Raw genomic sequence first — 21,605 nt, 5'->3', positions numbered from 1 at the left:
TGATTATTTTAAATAAACATAAACAATGTATTTTGGATGGTGAAATTTTTATCTCTCTTAACACTTTTATTATTTTGCATGATTGGGCAAGGTTTTGCTCAGGAAACTTCTGTGCCTAAGAAAAATAGTTTGGATGAATTTAATCGGGCGAGAGAATTGGCTTTTGCAGGGAATCGTGAAGAAGCCAGAAGTATCTGTTATGAAATTTTGAATCAAAATCCAAAGTTTTTTGATGCGAGAATACTGATTGGGAGAACTTATGGCTGGGATAAAAATTTTCAACCGGGAAGAGTGGAGTTGCAGCTGGTTTTGGATGAGGATTTTGATAATAGTGATGCCATTTTTGCTATGATTGATATAGAAAAATGGGCAGGAGATCCTAATAAGGCAATTTTTTATTGTGAGTATGGTTTGTCGTTTTTTCCTAACGAAGAGGCCTTTTTAGTTCAGAAAGTTGAGTTACTGCAGGATGTTGGTGAGGAAAGTAAATCGTTACTTGTTCTTGATGAATTGTTAGAGTTGAATCCTGGCAGTGAAGAGGGATTGGCTCTACTGAAAAAATATAGATCATCCAAAATGGTTTATAAAGCGGTTTATCAGCATGATTATGAGTATTTCAAAGAGCCTTACAATAGAAAGTGGCATTTAAGTTCGTTTCAGTTGGCTCGACGCAATAGTTGGGGTACTGTTATAGGGAAGATAAATTTGGGTGATTTAATTTCTGATGGTGAAAGTTTTTGGTCCAGGGGGGTGGCGAAACAATTTGAAATGGATGCCTATCCGCGGGTGACTAAAATGAGTTATGCTTATTTAAATTATGGATATTCTCCCGATAATTTGTTTCCTAAACATCGTGCAGGCGCGGAATTGTATCATAAATTACCAGAGGAATTTGGTGTGTCCGCAGGCATGCGGTTTCTTCAGTTTAATTCTGATGCAGGGAATAAGAATATTTTCATTTACACAGCTTCGCTGGAAAAATATTACAGGAAATACTGGTTTTCTTTTCGAACATACCTGACCCCTGAAAATGGTAATGTCTCACAAGTGTATTGGTTGGAAGCAAGAAGGTATTTAAGAGATTCGAAGAATTATATAGGTCTTGAATTAGCCACAGGCATTTCGCCTGATGAACCCAGAGGGAATTTTTCGTCACCGGATGTCTACAAATACAAAAGTAGAAAATTAAGATTGTCTTATCAGGACCGATTAGGAACCGATCGTTTGCTTTATCTCCTGAAATTTGGTTATGAACGGGAAGAGTATCGAGTTAATGAAAAGAGGAAAGCATTTTCTTTCTCGGTGAAGTTATCTTATCAATTTTAAATCTTAGGAATAGATTATTCCAGTTAATAATTCATTAAAATGTATACCAACAAAAAGTTCGGGACAAATATTCATTCAGCGATTGGGAATGTGGAGAATTTTGGAGCTTATGTTTCTGGACAGGGATCATTTATTGCGTAACAAATAGAGGCTGTGAAAAAAGAATTGGAAATTAAGAAGGAGAGCAAGAAGTAGGATGCAGATAAAGTTTATATATATAATTTTAATTGAGCTGTTAGAATATGCTGGTCATGTTCAGGGGGTATTACTCGTGTTTGTTGATTTTTTAAAGACATTTATAGAGAAAACTCAGTCAATTGTAAATTATGCATTTGAACGGCTGCCATACAATGCACTGAATGGATTGATCATTTACATGATCATTGTTTTCTTTGTTGTATTGGTTTTTCTTCTTCCATCAATTCTTTTTTCTAAATTATACCTTTCTTATCTAAAGAGGAAAACAGAATTGCTGCATCGAAAGTATTCTAAAATCATTGTTCGGTTTTTGATCGATGATTTGTCGGAGAAAGAATTGTCAGATTTAAAAAATGTCAAGTCTAAATTTCATAGAAAGATATTGACAGCGGTTTTAATTTCAATTGATACGGCAGAGAGTAAGCTGGTAAGCAGTGAAATTAGAAAGTTGTATCTGGATATGAAATTAAATGAGGATTCTGTAAGAAAGCTTAGTAAGGGATGGCACCATAAAATTAGAGGGATTCGTGAACTCAGTCACATGAGAGTGAAGAGTGAGAACAAAAACATTATGGAGTTTCTTAAAAGACCAAATGAAATTCTTCGAATTGAATCTCAGATGGGATTAATTAAGTTGCTGCCTTTTGTACCCTTTGCTTTTCTGGATTCTCAGGAAAAACCATTCACCGTTTGGGAGCAGATTAATGTTTTCGATTTAATTCGCAAAAAGAGAATTGAAATACCAGAATTTCATTTGTGGCTTGATCACTGGAATGACTCTGTGGTAATGTTTTGTTTGGACATGATACGCATTTTAAAACAAAGGGAAGCAGCTCCAAAAGTGATGGAGTTACTATATCATGACAATGATTTGGTGAAAGGAAAGGCTATTAAAACTCTGGTTGATTTGGAGAGTGAGGAGGCTGTTGTTAAATTGAAAAAGCTTTTTTTATTGGAGGAGCTTCCTAATCAGATTAATATCATAAGATCGATTGGTCAGTTGCGTTTGGAGAGTGAGATGAATTTCCTTATTGAAAATATCAACAATGAAGAGTTTAAGATTAGAATGGAATGCTGTAAGTCTCTGGCACTTGTTGGTGTGCCCGGTATTGTGAAGCTGCAATCACTTTCCGAAAACGGGGATGAAGAATTGAAGAGGATAATCAGTCATGTTTTAGATCCAAGAATATGAATTACGATGAGTTTATAAGATTTATAAGTTATTTTTTGGATGGGATTTTTATCTCCTATGCATTTCTTTTGATCTTTAGTTATACTACACTGAGTATTATTTCCGGAGTTGCTTTGAATTATTATTTGAAGAAGAATAGCTTTGTAGATTACAATGTAATTCTTGATTCTCCTTTGGTTCCTTCTGTTTCGGTGCTTGTGCCGGCATTTAATGAGTCCAAAACTATTGTAGATAATGTTGAGTCTATTTATACGATTCATTATAATAATTTTGATGTTATCGTTATTAATGATGGGAGTACGGATTCGACATTTGAGGATTTGCAAACTGCATTTAAATTAGAGAAGGTTGATTTTGCAGTTAATATGGAGATTCCAACTAAAGAGGTGAGAGGAGTGTACAAATCGATTCTTTCTACCTATTCCAATTTAGTGGTTATCGACAAAGAAAACGGAGGGAAAGCAGATGCCTTGAATGCAGGAATTAATGTATCAGATAAAGCTTTATTTATGGCGATTGATGCTGATTCTATTTTGGAGCCGGATGCCGTTTTGAAATTAGTTAAGCCATTCCTGGAAAGAACCGACAGAAGGGTAATTGCTGCCGGGGGCGTTGTGCGGATAGCCAACTCGTGTTTGGTTGAAAACGGACGAATAACCAATGTGAAAGTTCCTCGGAATATTTTAGCCAGAATGCAGGTTTTGGAATATACACGTTCATTTCTAATGGGCAGAATGGCTTGGGCTCAGCTCGATGGACTGATTATTATTTCAGGTGCAATGGGAATGTTCGACAGGGAAGTGGTGGTTCAAAGTGGTGGTTATGCACATTCGATTGGTGAGGATATGGAATTGGTTGTTCGAATTCGAAGATACATGTCCGAGAATCGCGAGAAGTATAAGATCGAATATGTTCCTGATCCTTTGTGCTGGACAGAAGCTCCTGTAAGTTTGAAGGTGTTTGGCAGACAGAGGAGTAGGTGGACCCGTGGTACGATTGAAACACTCACTGATCATTCAAAAATATTTCTTTCACCACAATATGGTGCAATGGGTTTGTTAGGTTATCCTTTCTGGTTTTTATTTGAGTGGTTGGCACCTCTGGTAGAAGTGGTGGGTATAATCTATATGATTGTGTTGTTTTTTACAGATAATTTAAGTGTGAGCTTTATACTGGTTACGTCTTTGTTTGTATATACTTTTGCGGTGTTTTTTTCTACGTGGGCAATTTTGTACGAGGAATTAACTTTTCATCGTTACGAACGAAAAATGGACGTTTTCCGCTTGTGGATTGCGGCCTTGTTAGAGCCATTTATTCTTCATCCAATAAGTTTATTTTTCGCAGTTAAAGGAAATATAGAATATTTAATGGGAAACAGAAGTTGGGGTAAAATGGAGCGAAAAGGATTTCTTCACCAAAAGGGAAAAATTAAAAAAGAATAGATTCAAGTCCTAAATTATACCAATTTAATTTCAAAACAGACTTTAATTAAAATGAATTAATTTTTAGCTGTATCGAGGCAAAAAAGTAAAGCACAGCCATGTTACGATGCATCTTTTTTAACGAAGATATAGCTGAAAAGAAACATTTTATAAGGCATGTTTTGATGTTAATTTGGTATTAGTTTGTGTTTTCTACTTCCAAGGCTAATTTTTTGTCATCTTCTTTTTTTTGTTGATAGGGATGTAAAATTCGAATTTTGAGCCAATTCCGACATTGGATTCGAAAAATATTTCACCACCTAAAAGTTCGATTAAGCCTTTCGAAATAGGTAGGCCGAGGCCGGCACCACCAAATTGACGGGTGTAGGTGTTTTCTACCTGACCGAAACGTTCAAAAATTATATCCTGTTTTTCCTTGGGGATGCCAATCCCGCTGTCTTCAACAGTGATGTAAAGCAAGGATTTTTCAATTCTTGATGATATGGCTATTGTTCCCTTTTCGGTAAATTTTAAAGCATTGTTTATTAAGTTGATGAGTATCTGATTGATTTTTTCATAGTCAGAACTTATTTGATCATGTTCAACGGAGACTGTATTGTTGAAACGAATTTCCAAATGATCTTTTTTGTATCTGTTTTTATCAACAGAAAAAAAAAGCTGCAGATTATCGAATAATTGTTGAATCGAAAAAGCAGAAGAATTTATTTTAAGTTGGTTTACTTCCAGATAAGAAATATCAATAATGTTGTCGATAATCACTAAAAGCTGTTTCCCGTTTTGTGTTAGTATATCAATGTATCTTTCTTTTTTTTCCTGACTTAGATCCTCTTTTAGCAGTAGTTGACTAAATCCCAAAATCCCATTCATAGGAGTTCTTATTTCATGACTCATATTGGCTAGGAATGCAGATTTTAAACGGTCGCTTTCTTCTGCATGTTTTAATGCCAGGGTTAATTTGTTCTCTGCTTCTTTTATTGCTGAAATATCGACAATAAAAGCTAAAAATTCCTGATTGATTAATTGAACAGCACTGATGTATACCGGAATGTTTTTGCCGGATGTTGTTTGAATGAATATTTCGCCTTGAGTTTTTCCTTTGTTTAAAAGCTGATTGAAGAGTTTTTTATTTTGTTGAAGATGTGTGGGAGCAAAAAAATCAGTAATACAAATATCATCTAATTTGGATTCAGAAATTTCCATAAGGTCTTTAAACGCCTGATTAGCAAAATTCACCTTTGTGTTTGAATTGAAAATAACCAAACCGTTTGGAGATTCTTCAATATAAGTTCTGAGTTTATTTTCGCTGGAGATTAAATCATTTTCAGTTTTTAATCTTTCTGTTATATCATTTATCAGCCAAATTTCCTTGTTGTCAAACTTGTAGGCATGAAATTCAATATGCCTGCGATCACCATTTTTACATGTTATGCTTGAGATCGATGCATTCTTAAAGTTGTTGATTTTATTTTCCAAATACAATTGAATGTTTTCTCCCCTGTTCTTTGGATAAAGGGTTGAAAACCATGAGTTGATATCTGGCAGTTCGGAATTGGTATAACCGGTAATTTCAAATGCTTTTTTATTGGAGAACAAACTTTCATCTTCTTCTACTAAAATAGCTCCTGAGGGCAGATTTTCAATCATCTCTCGAAATCTCTTTTCAGATTGCTTTAGTGCAGCTACAGTTTTTATTCTTTCTGATATTTCATTTTGCAATTCGATGTTTTTTTGGCGTAGGTTTGATGTTTGTTTCGAAACGGCTTTTTGCAATTGTTTGTTAAAGAAATACAGATAATAAGATATGGCAATTACGATAGCACTAAGTGATATGGCAATTCCCAGTACCCATTTTAGCCATGCAGGAGTGTTGTATGTTTCTTGTTGGTATATAAAACCGTTTAAGTCGTAGTTTTTTGAGATCATTCCCATCTTAGAGCATGTTTCGGCAATGTTTTCCCATCTGCCGGGGTTGATATGACCAATCTCAACATACTCATTCAGAATTAGCTTTTGAATTTCATTTGCTTCAAATTCTAAATGCTCCCGGGTTTTATTTACTGAATATTTTTCAAGAATTAAATCGATAATTTCATCTTGATTCTTTAGCGCGTATTCCCAGCCTTTTTTGCTTGCCTCTAGAAATGCCTTAACTCTTTTTGGGTGATTTTTGATTTCTTTTTCGCTTGTGAACAGGCAGTCACCATAAAAATCGATACCGTAGGTTTTGGGTGATATTATAGTGTATGGAATGTTTTTTTCCTCCAGATAAAAGGCCTCGTTGGTAGAGTACGCATTTAATGCATCAGTTTTTCCATCAATCAAATCATTAATATTGTAGGTTGTGCTAATCCGGTTGATGTTATTTATTTGAATCCCTTCCTTATAAAAAATGGCCATTAGTTCCGGGTCTCTGTATTCATCCAACAACATTATTCTTTTGTTGATAAGATCATGCGCCGTATGAATGTTTGATTCTTTCAGGCAGATAAATATGGAAGGAGAGCTTTGGAATATGGAGGCTAATAAAACTATTGGTTTGTTGTTAAGTCGTTCTATTAGTAAATCATTAGCAGCGATGCCGTAATCAGCCTCACCGTTTAATACCTTACTTATTGAGTTTATTGTACCCCCTTCAATTAATTCAACTGTTAATCCTGCATCTTCATAAAATCCTTTGTGAAGAGCGGCATAATAGCCCGCAAATTGAAATTGATGAAAGTATTTAAGTTGTAGGGTGATTTTTTTGTTTTCGGGAGATTTACTGAGAGGTAAACTAAAAGAGTATAAATGTGATAAAAGTAAAAGAAAGATAAAAAAATACCTTGAAAAAGCACTTTTGATATGTTCAGTTACTTTTGCGTTCATATTGTCCTAAAGTTGAATCATTACCAAATAAAGTTACATCTATCAGTTCAAGGAAAAAATTTTTAGACTATATAATTTTAGTGTTGAGGCCAATGTAATTGAAGGAAACCCCAAAAGTCAGACACAACAATTGGGGTTTCATTCGTTTTGGCTGGGTTTATCGTTTATTTTCGAGCCCAGTTTACTGATTCTGTTTTTAGTTGGGCTTCAATAGATGCCATATTATTTGTATTCTGATCAAAAGTTACAGTCTGACCATCAGGTTTGTAGATGTGAATCAGATTCGCTTCAACATTTAAATCAACAAGTTTCTGAAGTTCTTTATTGCCATCTTTTAAACTCCATGAGTTATTCTCAGGATTGAAGATTAATTCTGCTGTATCACCTTTGTTGTCACCTTGAAGTTGTTCTATATGAAATTTATTTTGCGTGGCTGTGATACGGTATTTATTACCGTCTTTTTTTACAATTTGAATATCTTTATCATTTTCGCCCATTGTAACAGGATTATCTCCGGTCCAAAATTCAATGGTATTTAGTACAACGCCGTCAACAAAAACAGCAACTTCGTAAACAGGAATTACAATAAAAGCAAAAAATACCAGTGCGTTAATGAATTTGTCACCTACAGTGCCATTCCATTCGTGCAAATTTTTTGTTAGGCGGAATGGTCCGTAACAACCGGATTGTCCAATGCTTAGCACTAGAAAAAAACAGGCTAATAAAAATACATTTACTTTCTTCATTTGATTTAATTTTATTTGGTTAAAAACTTGTGATTATTCATTCTAATCTAACGCAGAATTTCACATGAAATTACAAAGTATCTAGCAATAAAACATGGCTAAGCAAAAAAAAATGGCAAGGAACAAATATTGTACCTTACCATTTATGAGAAACAAGTTTATGAGAAAGTGTTAGTGATATGCTTTTTCTCCATGTTCGTAGATGTCAAGACCTTCTTCTTCGATACGGGCAGATACTCTTAGTCCAACAGTTACTTTTAGTACTTTAAAAATAATATATGCTGTTCCCAGGGCCCATGCTGCAACAGCAACAACACCTAAAACCTGAACTCCCAGTAAACCGAAACCACCTCCGTAGAATACACCGCCTTCTTTGGCGAAAAATCCTACTAATATTGTTCCCAGGGCACCATTAATTCCGTGTACGGTTACAGCGCCTACCGGATCGTCAATCCGTAAAACTTTGTCAATAAATTCAACGCCAAATACAAGTGCTGTACCAGCAATTAAACCAATAATAATAGCAGATTCAGGTGATACAATATCACAACCGGCAGTAATTGCTACCAAGCCGGCTAATGAGCCGTTCAGACTCAATGAAAGAGTAGGACGTTTATAGCGAATCCAGCTAATTAGCAGTGCGGCTAATGTACCTGCAGCTGCAGATAGGTTGGTTGTCAGGAATATATGAGATATTGCTACAGTATTTGCTGTTCCGTTAGCAGCTAATTGAGAGCCCGCATTAAAACCGAACCACCCAAACCAAAGAATAAATACACCAAGTGCTGCAAAGGTAAGGTTGTGACCGGGAATTGCATTGACTTTACCATTATATTTTCCTATTCTGGGGCCAATTATAGCTGCTCCTACAAGTCCCATCCATGCTCCAACGGAGTGAACAACAGTTGATCCGGCAAAATCGTGAAAGCCAAGTTCGCTTAGCCATCCACCACCCCAAATCCAGTGTCCTGATATTGGGTAAACAATAGCTGTAGTTACAATACTAAAAAGTATATAGGCTTTAAATTCGGTTCGTTCAGCTACGGCGCCGGATACAATGGTAGCTGCTGTTGCCGCAAAAACGGTTTGGAACATTAAAAATGACAGGTCAATATCTGGTCTGACATCTTCCATAAAAGGCAGTTTTCCAATCAATCCTCCTATATCTGTTCCAAACATCAGGGCGTATCCAATTAGGAAAAATGCAATGGATCCAACAGCAAAATCAACAAGATTTTTCATTAGGATATTGGCTGTGTTTTTTGATCTTGTAAAACCAGCTTCAGCCATGGCAAATCCTGGTTGCATAAACATAACAAGTGCTGTTGCTATTAAAACCCAAACAATATCAATTGAGTGTCCCGTTTCGGTAACGGCTGCTTGTAAAGTATTTAAAGTAAGTGTTTCTTCCATGATAGGTAATTTAAATAGTGAAAAATGTTTGTTGATTACTCTTCGTCGTATAAGGAACGATCACCCGAATCTCCTGTTCGAATTCGGTAAGCATCCTCAACATTGTAAACGAAAATTCTACCGTCTCCAATTTCTCCTGTGAAAGCATTTTCACGAATGCTTACAATACAGTTATCAACATATTTATCCCGCACAATGAAAGAAATTAATGTTCTTTCAATGCTGCTGGTGTCATAGATTACACCTCGATAAACTCTCTCTTCTACTGATTTTCCAACACCTCTTACATCCCAGAATGACAAGTAATCAATTCCGATATTGTGCAGGCCTTTTTTTACTTCTTCAAATTTTGTTTTGCGAATAATTGCTTCGATCTTTTTCATGAGCTAATTGTTTTAATAGTTTCTCAAATCATACTCTTTCATTTTTGGCTAATTGAAACACCGAGATTCCCCGGATTAAGGAATCTCGGGTTTCGGGTTTAGACCAAGCGTAAATTCGACCGTTGTCGAAAATTTGAAGAAAGGGATTGCTCTTTTTTATCTTCGGAATGCAATGTGGCTTTGTTTCGAAGAGCTAAATAATGTTTTTGCATGTGGTAAAAATTTAGGTTTTCTATAATAGTTAGTAAAAATGGTTTATTTCAATCAGACTATTCGTAATGTGGGGGTGTTGGTTTGTAAAATGTGGTTTTTTTTAATGTAACCCCTATATTTAATAGTTTGATTTTGTAAAAGTATTAAAAAAATCAAAACTACAACAGAAAAACAGGGGGTAATTTATAAAAAATGATGTTTTTAGCATTTATAACGATTACGATAAGGGGTATAAGGAAGAAAAATTGTTTTTTTTTGAGATGACCCCCATATAAGGTTTGGTTTTGCATCGTAAAATGTCATGTAATTTATTACATGCAGCCTAAATCAGGTGTTGTTAATTTAAGTTTATATTATTGTAATTCTTTGAGTCTGAATTTGGATGCTTAAAATATTTTACTAATCTTTGTGGCATATCAAAAAAGAAAAAATGAAATTTACTGCAATTCATCATCATCATCATTATACTTACCAACCGGTGAGCTGAGGATGTTATGCAGTATTTCTAAAGATATTTTAACTAACATTTAAACGCCCGCTGGTAACAGTCGGGCGTTTTTTTATGCCTGAAACAGATACCGTAAGGCACCAAAAATTTTAACCATGGGAGAAAAATTAACAATTGCAGTACAGAAATCAGGAAGACTGCAGGAAGATTCATTGCGGATTTTGAAAGAGTGTGGTATTTCCATCGATAATGGAAAAGATCAGTTAAAAGCAAATGCCTCCAACTTTCCGCTCGAAGTTTTATACCTAAGAAATTCTGATATTCCTCAGTATGTTCAGGATGGGGTTGCGGATATTGCTATCGTAGGAGAGAATGTAATTATCGAAAAACAAAAGGAACTTGAGGTTCTGCAGAAACTGGGATTTTCGAAATGCCGGTTGGCAATGGCTTTACCGAAAGATGTGGAGTATACCGGATTGGAATATTTTAACGGAAAAAAAATAGCCACTTCCTATCCAAATTCCTTGCAGCAGTTTTTAGATGCCAATAATTTAGATTGTGAAATTCACGTAATTTCCGGTTCTGTTGAAATTGCGCCTAATATTGGTTTAGCCGATGGAATCTGCGATTTGGTGAGTTCCGGCAGTACATTGTTCAAGAATGGATTGGTTGAGGTGGAAGAGGTTTTGGTTTCGGAGGCCTGTTTGGTTGCGAATAAAAATATCAGCAATCTGAAGAGTGCAATATTGGAACGATTACTGTTTCGGATGAGATCGGTACTAGCCGCAAAAAACAACAAATATATTTTGCTGAATGCTCCTAATGATAAAGTGGAGGATATCATTAAGGTGCTGCCTGGAATGAAAAGCCCGACTGTATTGCCTTTGGCACAGGAAGGATGGAGTTCTATTCACTCTGTTATAAACGAGAATGATTTTTGGGGAGTCATTGATCAGTTAAAATTGAATGGCGCAGAAGGAATATTGATTATTCCAATTCAAAAAATGGTGTTGTAAGTTTAATTCCTACGAAAATGCAAGTAATAAAGTACCCGGCGAAAGAATCTTGGAATAGTGTATTAACCCGTCCTATCTTTAATGTGGATGAGTTAGAGGATGCCGTAAATCTGGTTTTTGCAGAAATAAAACGGGATGGCGATAAAGCGTTGTTTAAATATACCCTTCAGTATGATGGTGTAAATATTAATAAAACGGAAGTTAACCGAGCTGATATCGATGCATCGGAGAGTATGCTCGATGGTGAATTAAAACAAGCTTTGGTAATTGCAGCAAAGAATATCCGGACATTTCATGAGGCTCAATTTCAGGATTCTGAGGTGATTGAGACAAGTGAAGGAGTTCGTTGCTGGAGGAAATCAACAGCAATCGAAGAGGTTGGTTTGTATGTGCCGGGTGGAAGCGCTCCTTTGTTTTCAACGGTGTTAATGTTAGGCATTCCGGCAAAATTGGCTGGTTGTGGTGAGGTTGTTCTTTGTACACCTCCCGGTAAGAATGGAAAAATTAATCCGGCCATTCTATATGCCTGCAAGTTGGTTGGAATCGATCGGGTTTTTCAGGTTGGCGGCATTCAGGCAATTGGAGGAATGGCATATGGAACCGAATCGATACCAAAAGTTCATAAAATATTCGGACCGGGAAATCAGTATGTGACTGCTGCCAAACAGCGGGCAAATAGAATAGGAGTGGCAATTGATATGCCGGCGGGACCTTCGGAGGTAATGATTTTGGCTGATGAAACAGCAGAATCGGAATTTGTTGCCGCAGATTTATTGTCTCAGGCAGAGCATGGTGCTGATAGTCAGGTGGTATTAGTGACTTGGGCTGAGCAGCTGATAGAAGGAGTTGAACAAGAACTCGAAAAACAATTGCAGGCTCTTTCGAGAAGAGATGTTGCTGCCAAAGCATTGGAGAACTCGAAAATTGTTTTGGTGAAATCAAAGGAAGAAGCTCTTGAATTAAGCAATTCGTATGCGCCGGAACATCTTATTGTATCAGTAAAAGATGAAGATTTGTTGATTGATGGAATCAAAAATGCCGGATCTGTTTTTTTAGGAAATTATACTCCGGAAAGTGCAGGCGATTATGCATCTGGAACCAATCACACCTTACCAACAAACGGAGCCGCAAAGGCGTATTCCGGTGTGAGTCTTGACTCTTTTATGAAGAGTATCAGTTTCCAAAAAATAAGTGAGAAGGGCTTGCTGAATCTGGGGCCTGTAATTGAAATCATGGCGAAAGCCGAACAATTGGATGCTCACAGTAATGCAGTAACGGTTCGTTTGAATAAGATAAAATTAAATTCATGATGGGAGCAAAAATAAAATCAAGCATAGACTTGAATAAATTGGTTCGGGAGAATGTGAAAAGACTGGTGCCGTATTCTTCTGCAAGAGATGAATTTTCAGGAAAGGGATCTGTCTTTTTGGATGCCAACGAAAATCCGTATGAAAATGGAGTAAATCGCTATCCGGATCCTATGCAAAGAACATTAAAATCACGTTTGGGAGAGTTGAAAGCTGTGAATCCTGAAAATATGATTCTTGGAAATGGCAGTGATGAGGTTATTGATCTTTTGTTTAGAGCATTTTGTGAGCCGAATATCGATAATGTAATTATTTGTACGCCAACCTATGGGATGTATGAAGTTGCAGCAGGAATCAATGCGATTGAGAATCGTGAAGTGCCGCTTGATAAGGATTTTCAGCCGGAAGTAAATGCTGTTCTTTCAGTTGCCGATCAGAATTCGAAAATGTTATTTCTATGTTCGCCGAATAATCCAACAGCTAATTTGTTGGATGAGAGTAAGGTTGTTGAATTGCTTGAGAGTTTTCCAGGGCTTGTAATTGTTGATGAAGCGTATATCGATTTTTCTCCGGGTAAAAGTCTGTCGGACAGGTTGGAGAGTTATCCTAATTTAGTGATACTGCAAACATTGTCAAAAGCATGGGGAATGGCAGGAATTCGTTTGGGTATTGGTTTGGCTTCCAAGGAAATCATCAATGTCTTGAATAGAATAAAGCCGCCTTATAACGTGAATTGTCTGACTCAGACCAAAGCTCTTGAATTATTGGAAACTGTTGATTTGTATGACGAGCAAGTGAAGAATATCATCACAGAAAGAGAAGGTTTGATCACATTTTTGAATGGTTTGCCTTTTATTGAGAAAGTATATCCTACTGATGCTAATTTTATTTTGATTCGTGTGAATGATGCAAGAGGCTTATATGATTATTTGCTTACCGATGAAATCATTATTCGGGACCGGTCAAAAATTCAAAGTCTGGGAAACTGTGTTCGCATTAGTATTGGTACAAGTGAGGAAAATGCGATTTTGAAAAATACATTAACAAAATTTGAATTGAAATCATGAAGGATACAACTGCAAAAAAGAAAGTTCTGTTTATTGATAGAGATGGAACATTGATTCTGGAGCCTCCTGTTGATTATCAGGTGGATAGTCTGGAGAAATTAGAGTATTATCCTGGTGTTTTTAATGGACTGGCGAAAATTGTAAAGCAACTTGATTTTGAACTGGTGATGGTTACCAATCAGGATGGTTTGGGAACCGGTTCATATCCTGAGGATACCTTTTGGCCGGCTCAGAATAAAATGATGCAGGCATTTTCCAGTGAAGGAATTGAATTCGCAGATGTATGCATTGATAAAACTTTTCCTCATGAAAATGCACCAACAAGAAAACCCGGTACCGCTTTGTTGACAAAGTATTTTTCGGAAGAGTATGATTTGGAAAATTCGTTTGTGATTGGTGATCGTTGGACTGATGTTGAATTGGCTAAGAATTTGAATGCAAAAGCAATTTTTATTTCATCAAGTGGAAATATTGGTGATGATGAGTTGTCGGAATCGAAACAGGAACTGGAAGCTTGTATTGAATTGCGCACAGAATCGTGGGAGAAAATATATGAGTTTTTGCGCTTAAGTGAACGAACCGCAACGGTTGAAAGGAATACGAACGAAACAAAGATTAAAATTGTTTTGGATCTGGATGGTGAAGGAAAAGGCTCGTTTAATACAGGAATCGGATTTTTTGATCACATGCTCGATCAGATTGCCAAACACTCCGGAGTTAATTTGAGCGTTACCGTAAAAGGAGATTTGGAAGTTGATGAACACCACACCATAGAAGATACTGCAATTGCTTTGGGAGAAGCATTTAAGTTAGCTCTTGGCAATAAATTGGGATTGGATCGTTATGGTTTTTGTTTGCCGATGGATGACTGTTTGGCGCAGGTTGCTATTGATTTTGGAGGTAGAAACTGGTTGGTTTGGGAAGCTGAATTCAATCGCGAAATGATAGGAGGAATGCCAACTGAAATGTTTTTTCACTTTTTTAAGTCATTCTCCGATGGAGCTTTATGCAATCTGAATATCAAGGCCGAAGGACAAAATGAGCATCATAAAATAGAAGGCATTTTTAAAGCTTTGGGCAGAGCCATCCGCATGGCGATTAGAAGAGACGCAAATTGTTTGCAATTGCCATCTACGAAGGGGAAGCTTTAAAAGTTTAAATAAATGTGTAAGGGAAGTGATTTATCTAATCCCGGGAATTCGGGACTCTCATCTTAGTCTAAATAAAATGAAAGATCAGAAAATTGTTATCATCGATTATGATGCAGGAAATATTCAATCGGTAAAATATGCTTTTGAGCGATTGGGAATTACTCCTGTTGTTTCAAATGATGAAGAAGTGATTCGCAGTGCAGATAAAGTGATATTTCCCGGAGTTGGTGAAGCCGCCTGGGCCATGAATTCGCTTCGGAAGAATGGCTTGGATCAATTGATTCCTCAATTGACACAACCTGTGTTAGGTATTTGTTTGGGAATGCAGCTGATGTGCGAAAGCTCCGAAGAAAGTGATACAAAAGGATTGGGTATTTTCCCTCTGCAGGTAAAACGCTTTACCAATGAACGTAAAGTGCCGCATATGGGATGGAATGAGTTGGATGAGCTGAAAGGAAGTTTGTTTGATGGTGTGCAGGAAAAAGAGTATGCTTATTTTGTACATTCTTACTATGTGCCAAGTTCTTCGGAGACTGTTGCATCTTGTAACTATATATTGAATTTCAGTGCTTCACTTCAGAAAGATAATTTCTATGCCTGTCAGTTTCATCCTGAAAAATCGGGAGAAGTAGGAGTTAGGATACTCGAAAATTTTATCAATCTGTAAAAGGAATTGGAATTTATTGTGAGAAAATAGGAGGATGTGCGCTAATCTCGTATATCAAATCTCACATCTCATGTCTTATATCTAAAAAAAATGACTAAAATAAAAATAATACCAGCCATCGATACCATAAAAGGGAGATGTGTTCGACTAACAAAAGGAGATTATGATACCGAAAAAGTATATAGTGAAGATCCGTTACAGGTAGCAAAAGGCTTTGAAGAATTAGGAATTACCCGTCTGCATTTGGTTGATTTGGAAGGTGCTAAATCAGGACATATTTGCAATTCGGAAGTGTTGCGGAGAGTGGCTTCCGGAACCAATTTGAAAATCGATTTTGGTGGAGGAGTGAAATCTGATGAAGATATCGAATTGGCTTTTCAGTGCGGAGCGAATCAGGTTACAGGTGGCAGTATTGCCGTTTCGAATCCTGAGATGTTCGAAAAATGGATGAGTAAATACGGATCTGAAAAAATGATTTTGGGAGCCGATGTTCGAAACGAAATGGTTTCAATTTCCGGATGGAAAGAAGATTCTGATTATCATCTTTTCAAATTTTTGGAGAATTATCAGAAAAAAGGAGTGAAAACTGTAATCTGTACCGATATTTCGAAAGATGGGATGCTGCAGGGACCAGCTGTTGAGTTGTATCAATCGGTAATGAAAGAATTTCCCAATTTAGAACTGGTTGCAAGCGGAGGAGTTGGTAACATCGAAGATATTCGCATTTTGAATGAGATTGGCTGTTGGGGCGTGATTATCGGCAAAGCGATTTACGAAAAGAGAATTGATATGAACGAATTGGTTAACGAATTTATCCTGTAAATATGCTGTCGAAACGAATAATACCCTGTTTGGATGTAAAAGACGGAAGAACGGTTAAAGGAGTTAATTTTGTCGATTTACGAGACGCCGGTGATGCTGTTGAATTGGCTGCGTATTATGCAGAGCAAGGAGCGGACGAATTGGTCTTTTTAGACATTACAGCCACTCATGAAAAGAGGAAAACACTTGTTGATTTGGTGCAGAAAGTAGCAAAAGAACTAAATATACCTTTCACTGTTGGTGGAGGAATTTCTACACCGGAGGATGTTGGCATTCTGTTGAATGCCGGAGCCGATAAGGTGTCCATAAATTCTTCGGCTGTCCGAAATCCAAAGTTAATATCAGATTTGGCTTCCCGATTCGGCAGTCAGTGTGTTGTTGTTGCCGTAGATGCCCGCTTTGCCGACGGCAAATGGGAAGTCTATTTAAATGGCGGAAGATTAGCTGCCGGAATTGATTTGTTCGATTGGATTCTGGAAGCAGAGAGATTGGGTGCAGGAGAAATCTTGTTTACGTCAATGAATCACGATGGAACCAAGAATGGATTTGCGAATGAAACTTTGGCGAAACTATCCGAGATGATAAATATTCCAATTATAGCTTCGGGCGGAGCTGGAAATATGGAACATTTTGCAGATACATTTACCGAAGGGAAGGCTGATGCCGCTTTGGCAGCCAGTGTTTTTCATTTTAAGGAAATAGAAATTCCCAATTTGAAAACATATCTAAAAAGTAAGAATATACCAGTAAGAATATAAACGAACCACAATTATAAAAGATGAATTTTAAAGATCTGACAAACCAAATTGATTTCGAAAAAGGAGAAGGACTTGTGCCTGCAATTATTCAAGATGTTAAAACACAAAAGGTGTTGATGCTGGGATACATGAATAAGGAATCGTACGAAAAAACAATCGAGACTGGAAAAGTGACTTTCTATAGCAGAAGTAAAAAAAGACTTTGGACCAAAGGAGAAGAAAGTGGTAATTTTCTTGAATTGAAAGATTTAAGTTTAGATTGTGATAATGATACTTTGCTGATTAAAGTGGATCCTGTTGGACCGGTTTGTCACAAAGGAACAGATACTTGCTGGCAGGAAGAGAACAAAGCGTCTTCCATTGATTTTTTACTGCAGCTGCAGCAGGTAATTACCGAAAGAAAGAAGAATTTGTCTGAGAAATCTTATACCGCAAGTCTTTTTAATAAAGGAATTAATAAGATTGCCCAAAAGGTAGGAGAAGAGGCTGTTGAGCTGGTGATTGAAGCCAAAGATGACAATAAAGATTTATTTATGGGTGAAGCTGCTGATTTGATGTTTCATTACCTGGTGCTCCTTGCAGCTAAAGATTACAAGTTGGAAGAAGTCGTTAGCCTTTTGGTAGAACGCCACAGCAAATAAAAATTTATTTGAAAGAAAGAAAAGAGGGTGTCTAAAAAATTTTGTTCTATTGTCATTCTGATCCCAATGAATCGGTTAACATGACAATCCATTACAAAATATTCCTTTTTGGACACCTTCTTAGTCGTATTTTAAAATGTGTTCATATGAATTTTTTCTTTTTTGAGAAAAGTTTCATCGCGACCTGCTTTCTCGCCATCTTTATAGCCGATAGCAATAATTGCCAGTATTTTTATGTTGGCAGGCATATTTAAAATCTCATGAATATAGGATTCTGCTGATTGCTCATCCTTGTATTCTCTTTCTCGTATCTGAATCCAACAGGTTCCCAATCCCTCCTTTTCCGCTTGTAACTGAATAAAAGTGGCTGCAATAGCACAATCTTCTATCCAAACATCACTTTTATCAGCATCGCCTGCTACTACAATAGAACAAGCTGCATTTTTTAGGAATCCAGCTCCAAGTGGTTTGCAAACTGAAAGTTTTTCATTGATTTCCTTTTGGTCAACAATTACAAATTCACATGGATATGAACTTTTTGATGAAGGAGCCAATAAGGCAGCTTGCATAATGCGCTCAAGTTTTGCTGCTTCGATAGGTTTGTCGGTAAATTTTCGAATGCTTCGTCGTTTGTAAAATAATTCTAACATGAGTTTGATTTTTAGCTTCGTTCCAAAAGTAGGAATAAATGTTTTTTTTTCATCCTGCTAAACCAGATTAGTACTGATGATGTAGCGGAATTCCATTTTAAACTCCCGTAAATGTTGCAAAGTCCGGATTTTAATGCTGAAAATTATCCTTAGATTTGAAATTAGTTAAACACTTATTTTATTACTTAATTTTAAATAAAAATAAATACACTGCTTGATATGAGAACAACATTGCTAATCGTTTTGATGCTAACTGTTATTGCTTTGGGAAAGGCTCAGGATCAGGCGAGATCATATATGTGCTATAAAACTTCTAATCCAATAAATATAGATGGAGTTTTAAGTGATTCGGAGTGGGGAGATGTAGATTGGTCAGAATATTTTGTGGATATAGAAGGAGATAAAAAACCTTTGCCTACCTATAAAACTCATGTTAAAATGGCATGGGATGAGGATTATTTTTATGTGGCTGCAGAATTGGAAGAACCACATGTTTGGGCAAAGTTAAAACAACGCGATACAGTAATATTTTACGATAATGATTTCGAGGTGTTTATTGATCCTCAGGGGGATAATCATAGGTATTATGAGTTTGAAATGAATGCTTTAAATACCATTTGGGATTTGATGTTGGCAAAACCATATCGTGATGGTGCTCCTGCAATTAATGCATGGGATATAAAAGGATTAAAATCGGCAACAGCCATTTACGGAACAATAAATGATTCTTCGGACAAGGATGAGAAGTGGACATTGGAAATTGCTTTCCCTTGGGAAGTATTGAAGGAGTGTGCTCCTGAACAACGAAAGCCGAAAAACGGAGAACAATGGCGGGTCAATTTTTCTCGGGTAAATTGGGATGTGAAAGCAGATAAAGGAACGTACTTAAAATGTATTGATCCAGAAACTGGAAAAACTTTCCCGGAACACAATTGGGTATGGTCTCCACAAGGAGTTATTGCAATGCATCAGCCTGAAACATGGGGATATGTACAGTTTTCAACAACAAAGGCAGGCGAGGGAAGTGTTGTGTTTAAAATGGATGAAGATTATCCTTTAAAAAGGGAACTGATTAAATTGTATAAGCAGCAGAAGCAGTATTGCAGCGAGAAAGGATCTTATCAAAAAGAACTGAAATCACCTTTCGCAATTCAGGTGGAAGTAACGAAAAAGCAATTTATAATTTATGCCAAAGGAAAAACGGGGAAAACTTGGTATATCGATCACGAAAGTAAGATATGGAGTGAATAAGAAAATTTGAGGGTGTCCGAAAAGGGCACCTTTTTTTTTGTATTAAGTGTATGGTACTGAATAAATCCTATTTATCTTTAGAATTCTGAATCATTTAGCAAATTTAACATGAGCAAAACAAAATTAACTTCAATCCTTTTAGCCTTTATTCTTTTGGGTTTTTCATGTAATGTTCCTCTTGAATCAAAATCCTATAAAAACGGGGTCGTGGTAACAGCTCATTATTTGGCTTCTGAAGTTGGGAAGGATATATTACAAAAAGGTGGAAATGCTTTTGATGCGGCTGTTGCCGTACAATTTGCGTTGGCAGTTGTCTACTCACGAGCCGGAAATATTGCCGGAGGAGGTTTTGCCGTTATCAGAACTTCTGGCGGAGATTATAATTCTCTTGATTTTCGGGAAACAGCACCAAAAGCTGCATATGAACAGATGTATTGTGATGAGGATGGAAGAGTTAATTCTGATTTGAGTAAAAATGGGGATTTGGCTGTTGGAGTTCCGGGTACCGTAGATGGAATGGTAAAGTTGCATCAGAAGTATGGGAAAATGGATTGGAAGGCATTGTTAGAACCAGCAATTAAACTGGCTGAGAATGGTGTTGCTTTAAGTTTGTTGGAAGCAAATAAATTAAATGATTACCACGATCAAATACAAAATCAAAACAAAGGGAAGAGTTTAGTTCCTTATTTAAGGGAAGGTCTTTTTAGAGAGGGAGATACCTTGAGAAATATTGCATTGTCAAGAACATTATCACGAATAAAAGCAAGTGGGCGCAATGGATTTTATGAAGGGGAAACTGCAGGATTGATTGTTTCAGAGATGGAAAAACATGGCGGTATTATTACAGCTAAAGATTTACAGGATTATCAATCTATCTGGAGAAAGCCATTGTTAGGTGAATATCGGGGACATAAAATCATTTCAATGCCTCCGCCATCAAGTGGAGGTGTGGCATTGGTTCAGTTGCTTAAAGGAGCCGGGATGTATAAAATGAATAAGTATAGTTTTGGATCTTTTGAGCACATTCATTTAATGGTCGAATTAGAGCGAAGAGTGTATGCTGATCGAGCTGCATGGCTTGGCGATCCCGATTATTACGAAGTTCCTGTTAATCGATTAGTTGACGATGAGTATTTAGAGAATCGATTTGCTGGTATTGAAATGAATAAGAAAACAAATTCGCAGGATATAAAAGCAGGAAGTGTTGAGCTGATAGAGAGTTTTGAAACCACTCATTTTTCAATCGCCGATTCGGAAGGTAATGCAATTGCTGTAACCACTACGCTAAATGGGAATTACGGTAGTAAAGTGATGGTTGAAGGAGGCGGTTTTTTTCTAAACAATGAAATGGATGACTTTAGCAGCAAACCCGGTTTTCCAAATCAGTTCGGATTGGTTGGCGGTGAAGCCAATTCAATTCAGCCCGGGAAACGAATGCTGAGCAGTATGACACCAACAATTATTGAGAAGGATGGGAAGCTGTTTATGGTGTTGGGTTCTCCCGGAGGATCTACAATAATAACCTCAGTCTTTCAAAATATCATTAATAAAATCGATTTTAAGATGAACCCACAGCAGGTTGTTGATGCGCCTCGCATTCATTCGCAATGGTTACCCGATGAAATATATGTAGAAACGGATTTTCCATCGAAGGAAGTTGTAGATAAACTTAAAGATCTGAAACATATAGTGAAACCTCAATCGAAAATTGGAACGATGGCCGATATTTTTGTTTCGGACTCGGGAGAATACATTGGTGTTGCAGATACTAAAAGACATAAGGACAGCCGGGCGTCTGGTTATTAGTAAAAAAGGCAAATTTCATTTGAAATTTGCCTTTTTTGAACTTATGGTAATTGGGTTAGAAATTTATTCCTGTTTAAACAGCAAAAAAAATGGGAGGCCTGAATATCTTTTCTTAATCAGTAATAGCGACTTAATGAAACATGAAAAAGATAAACCTCAAAAAGTGTCAGGATAGAAACGAGTTTGGCTCGTCCCATTAATAATTTGCTTCGTTTTAAAAGTAATAACTTTTTCAAAATATCA

18 protein-coding genes are annotated in these 21,605 nt (G+C 36.7%); 13 read left to right on the top strand and 5 right to left on the bottom strand.

The features are described 5' to 3' along the window. Positions 1–36 precede the first annotated feature (36 nt). The 3 genes from GQR60_RS18320 to GQR60_RS18310 all read left to right on the top strand — a co-directional run bounded on the left by GQR60_RS18320 (position 37) and on the right by GQR60_RS18310 (position 4,158). Positions 37–1,326 (top strand): YaiO family outer membrane beta-barrel protein, encoded by a 1,290-nt coding sequence (locus GQR60_RS18320; RefSeq protein ID WP_124994328.1) that lies wholly within the window; start codon positions 37–39, stop codon positions 1,324–1,326. A gap of 196 nt (positions 1,327–1,522) precedes the next feature. Beyond that, entirely contained in the window at positions 1,523–2,716 is a 1,194-nt protein-coding gene (locus GQR60_RS18315; protein ID WP_124994327.1) for a HEAT repeat domain-containing protein, read from the top strand. Further along, a complete protein-coding gene (locus GQR60_RS18310) occupies positions 2,713–4,158 on the top strand; it encodes a glycosyltransferase family 2 protein (protein WP_124994326.1) in 1,446 nt (481 codons plus the stop codon). The genes GQR60_RS18315 and GQR60_RS18310 overlap by 4 nt, the downstream gene beginning before the upstream one ends. A 204-nt stretch (positions 4,159–4,362) precedes the next feature. Here GQR60_RS18310 and GQR60_RS18305 read toward each other — a convergent pair whose 3' ends face one another. The 4 genes from GQR60_RS18305 to GQR60_RS18290 all read right to left on the bottom strand — a co-directional run bounded on the left by GQR60_RS18305 (position 4,363) and on the right by GQR60_RS18290 (position 9,565). Next, on the bottom strand, positions 4,363–7,023 hold the full coding sequence (locus tag GQR60_RS18305) for an ABC transporter substrate-binding protein (protein WP_124994325.1): 2,661 nt from the start codon (positions 7,021–7,023) through the stop codon (positions 4,363–4,365). Positions 7,024–7,187: 164 nt separating this feature from the next. Beyond that, a complete protein-coding gene (locus tag GQR60_RS18300; protein ID WP_124994324.1) occupies positions 7,188–7,769 on the bottom strand; it encodes a DUF3332 domain-containing protein in 582 nt (193 codons plus the stop codon). A gap of 171 nt (positions 7,770–7,940) precedes the next feature. Further along, positions 7,941–9,182, bottom strand: coding sequence for an ammonium transporter (locus GQR60_RS18295; RefSeq protein ID WP_124994323.1), 1,242 nt, complete (start codon positions 9,180–9,182; stop codon positions 7,941–7,943). Positions 9,183–9,217: 35 nt separating this feature from the next. Then, positions 9,218–9,565 (bottom strand): P-II family nitrogen regulator, encoded by a 348-nt coding sequence (locus GQR60_RS18290; RefSeq protein WP_101308369.1) that lies wholly within the window; start codon positions 9,563–9,565, stop codon positions 9,218–9,220. A gap of 816 nt (positions 9,566–10,381) precedes the next feature. On the opposite strand from GQR60_RS18290, the gene hisG reads away from it, so the two are divergent. The 8 genes from hisG (at position 10,382) to hisIE (ending at position 17,655) form a co-directional block, all read left to right on the top strand. After that, a complete protein-coding gene (gene hisG / locus GQR60_RS18285; RefSeq protein ID WP_124994322.1) occupies positions 10,382–11,242 on the top strand; it encodes an ATP phosphoribosyltransferase in 861 nt (286 codons plus the stop codon). Between the two features lie 17 nt (positions 11,243–11,259). After that, a complete protein-coding gene (gene hisD / locus GQR60_RS18280; protein WP_124994321.1) occupies positions 11,260–12,552 on the top strand; it encodes a histidinol dehydrogenase in 1,293 nt (430 codons plus the stop codon). Beyond that, positions 12,552–13,616, top strand: coding sequence for a histidinol-phosphate transaminase (gene hisC, locus GQR60_RS18275; protein ID WP_124994360.1), 1,065 nt, complete (start codon positions 12,552–12,554; stop codon positions 13,614–13,616). Before hisD ends, hisC begins: the two co-directional genes overlap by 1 nt. Then, complete coding sequence (gene hisB, locus GQR60_RS18270; RefSeq protein WP_124994320.1) at positions 13,613–14,767, top strand: bifunctional histidinol-phosphatase/imidazoleglycerol-phosphate dehydratase HisB; 1,155 nt, start codon at positions 13,613–13,615, stop codon at positions 14,765–14,767. The genes hisC and hisB overlap by 4 nt, the downstream gene beginning before the upstream one ends. A gap of 76 nt (positions 14,768–14,843) precedes the next feature. Next, the gene (gene hisH, locus GQR60_RS18265; protein ID WP_124994319.1) at positions 14,844–15,434 is read left to right on the top strand and encodes an imidazole glycerol phosphate synthase subunit HisH; all 591 of its coding nucleotides are present in this window, start codon (positions 14,844–14,846) and stop codon (positions 15,432–15,434) included. A 90-nt stretch (positions 15,435–15,524) separates the two neighbouring features. Further along, the gene (hisA, locus tag GQR60_RS18260; RefSeq protein WP_191991651.1) at positions 15,525–16,256 is read left to right on the top strand and encodes a 1-(5-phosphoribosyl)-5-[(5-phosphoribosylamino)methylideneamino]imidazole-4-carboxamide isomerase; all 732 of its coding nucleotides are present in this window, start codon (positions 15,525–15,527) and stop codon (positions 16,254–16,256) included. 2 nt (positions 16,257–16,258) lie between these two features. Beyond that, entirely contained in the window at positions 16,259–17,014 is a 756-nt protein-coding gene (gene hisF / locus GQR60_RS18255; protein ID WP_124994318.1) for an imidazole glycerol phosphate synthase subunit HisF, read from the top strand. Positions 17,015–17,034: 20 nt separating this feature from the next. Next, complete coding sequence (hisIE, locus tag GQR60_RS18250; protein WP_124994317.1) at positions 17,035–17,655, top strand: bifunctional phosphoribosyl-AMP cyclohydrolase/phosphoribosyl-ATP diphosphatase HisIE; 621 nt, start codon at positions 17,035–17,037, stop codon at positions 17,653–17,655. Between the two features lie 131 nt (positions 17,656–17,786). On the opposite strand, the gene GQR60_RS18245 is transcribed toward hisIE, so the two are convergent. Then, positions 17,787–18,305: a nitroreductase family protein gene (locus GQR60_RS18245; protein WP_124994316.1), complete on the bottom strand. Its 519-nt coding sequence runs from the start codon at positions 18,303–18,305 to the stop codon at positions 17,787–17,789. A gap of 219 nt (positions 18,306–18,524) precedes the next feature. Here GQR60_RS18245 and GQR60_RS18240 point away from each other — a divergent pair, with 219 nt between their 5' ends. Both GQR60_RS18240 and ggt read left to right on the top strand, forming a co-directional pair. Further along, a complete protein-coding gene (locus GQR60_RS18240; RefSeq protein ID WP_124994315.1) occupies positions 18,525–19,556 on the top strand; it encodes a carbohydrate-binding family 9-like protein in 1,032 nt (343 codons plus the stop codon). Between the two features lie 108 nt (positions 19,557–19,664). Further along, on the top strand, positions 19,665–21,362 hold the full coding sequence (gene ggt / locus GQR60_RS18235; protein ID WP_124994314.1) for a gamma-glutamyltransferase: 1,698 nt from the start codon (positions 19,665–19,667) through the stop codon (positions 21,360–21,362). Positions 21,363–21,605: the final 243 nt, after the last annotated feature.

The organism is Labilibaculum euxinicum, from assembly GCF_009795715.1.
Lineage (GTDB): Bacteria > Bacteroidota > Bacteroidia > Bacteroidales > Marinifilaceae > Labilibaculum > Labilibaculum euxinus.
The sequence above is the reverse complement of the archived record's forward strand: the minus strand, read 5'-3'. Positions and strand labels throughout refer to the sequence as shown.

Bases quoted from the DNA above. Each gene is read 5' to 3' on its own strand.
- GQR60_RS18305 (WP_124994325.1), bottom strand. From the start codon at position 7,023: ATGAACGCAAAAGTAACTGAACATATCAAAAGTGCTTTTTCAAGGTAT.
- GQR60_RS18295 (WP_124994323.1), bottom strand. From the start codon at position 9,182: ATGGAAGAAACACTTACTTTAAATACTTTACAAGCAGCCGTTACCGAA.
- GQR60_RS18245 (WP_124994316.1), bottom strand. From the start codon at position 18,305: ATGTTAGAATTATTTTACAAACGACGAAGCATTCGAAAATTTACCGAC.
- GQR60_RS18315 (WP_124994327.1), top strand. From the start codon at position 1,523: ATGCAGATAAAGTTTATATATATAATTTTAATTGAGCTGTTAGAATAT.
- GQR60_RS18320 (WP_124994328.1), top strand. From the start codon at position 37: ATGGTGAAATTTTTATCTCTCTTAACACTTTTATTATTTTGCATGATT.
- ggt (WP_124994314.1), top strand. From the start codon at position 19,665: ATGAGCAAAACAAAATTAACTTCAATCCTTTTAGCCTTTATTCTTTTG.
- hisG (WP_124994322.1), top strand. From the start codon at position 10,382: ATGGGAGAAAAATTAACAATTGCAGTACAGAAATCAGGAAGACTGCAG.
- GQR60_RS18310 (WP_124994326.1), top strand. From the start codon at position 2,713: ATGAATTACGATGAGTTTATAAGATTTATAAGTTATTTTTTGGATGGG.
- hisF (WP_124994318.1), top strand. From the start codon at position 16,259: ATGCTGTCGAAACGAATAATACCCTGTTTGGATGTAAAAGACGGAAGA.
- hisIE (WP_124994317.1), top strand. From the start codon at position 17,035: ATGAATTTTAAAGATCTGACAAACCAAATTGATTTCGAAAAAGGAGAA.
- hisH (WP_124994319.1), top strand. From the start codon at position 14,844: ATGAAAGATCAGAAAATTGTTATCATCGATTATGATGCAGGAAATATT.
- GQR60_RS18240 (WP_124994315.1), top strand. From the start codon at position 18,525: ATGAGAACAACATTGCTAATCGTTTTGATGCTAACTGTTATTGCTTTG.
- GQR60_RS18300 (WP_124994324.1), bottom strand. From the start codon at position 7,769: ATGAAGAAAGTAAATGTATTTTTATTAGCCTGTTTTTTTCTAGTGCTA.
- GQR60_RS18290 (WP_101308369.1), bottom strand. From the start codon at position 9,565: ATGAAAAAGATCGAAGCAATTATTCGCAAAACAAAATTTGAAGAAGTA.
- hisB (WP_124994320.1), top strand. From the start codon at position 13,613: ATGAAGGATACAACTGCAAAAAAGAAAGTTCTGTTTATTGATAGAGAT.
- hisC (WP_124994360.1), top strand. From the start codon at position 12,552: ATGGGAGCAAAAATAAAATCAAGCATAGACTTGAATAAATTGGTTCGG.
- hisA (WP_191991651.1), top strand. From the start codon at position 15,525: ATGACTAAAATAAAAATAATACCAGCCATCGATACCATAAAAGGGAGA.
- hisD (WP_124994321.1), top strand. From the start codon at position 11,260: ATGCAAGTAATAAAGTACCCGGCGAAAGAATCTTGGAATAGTGTATTA.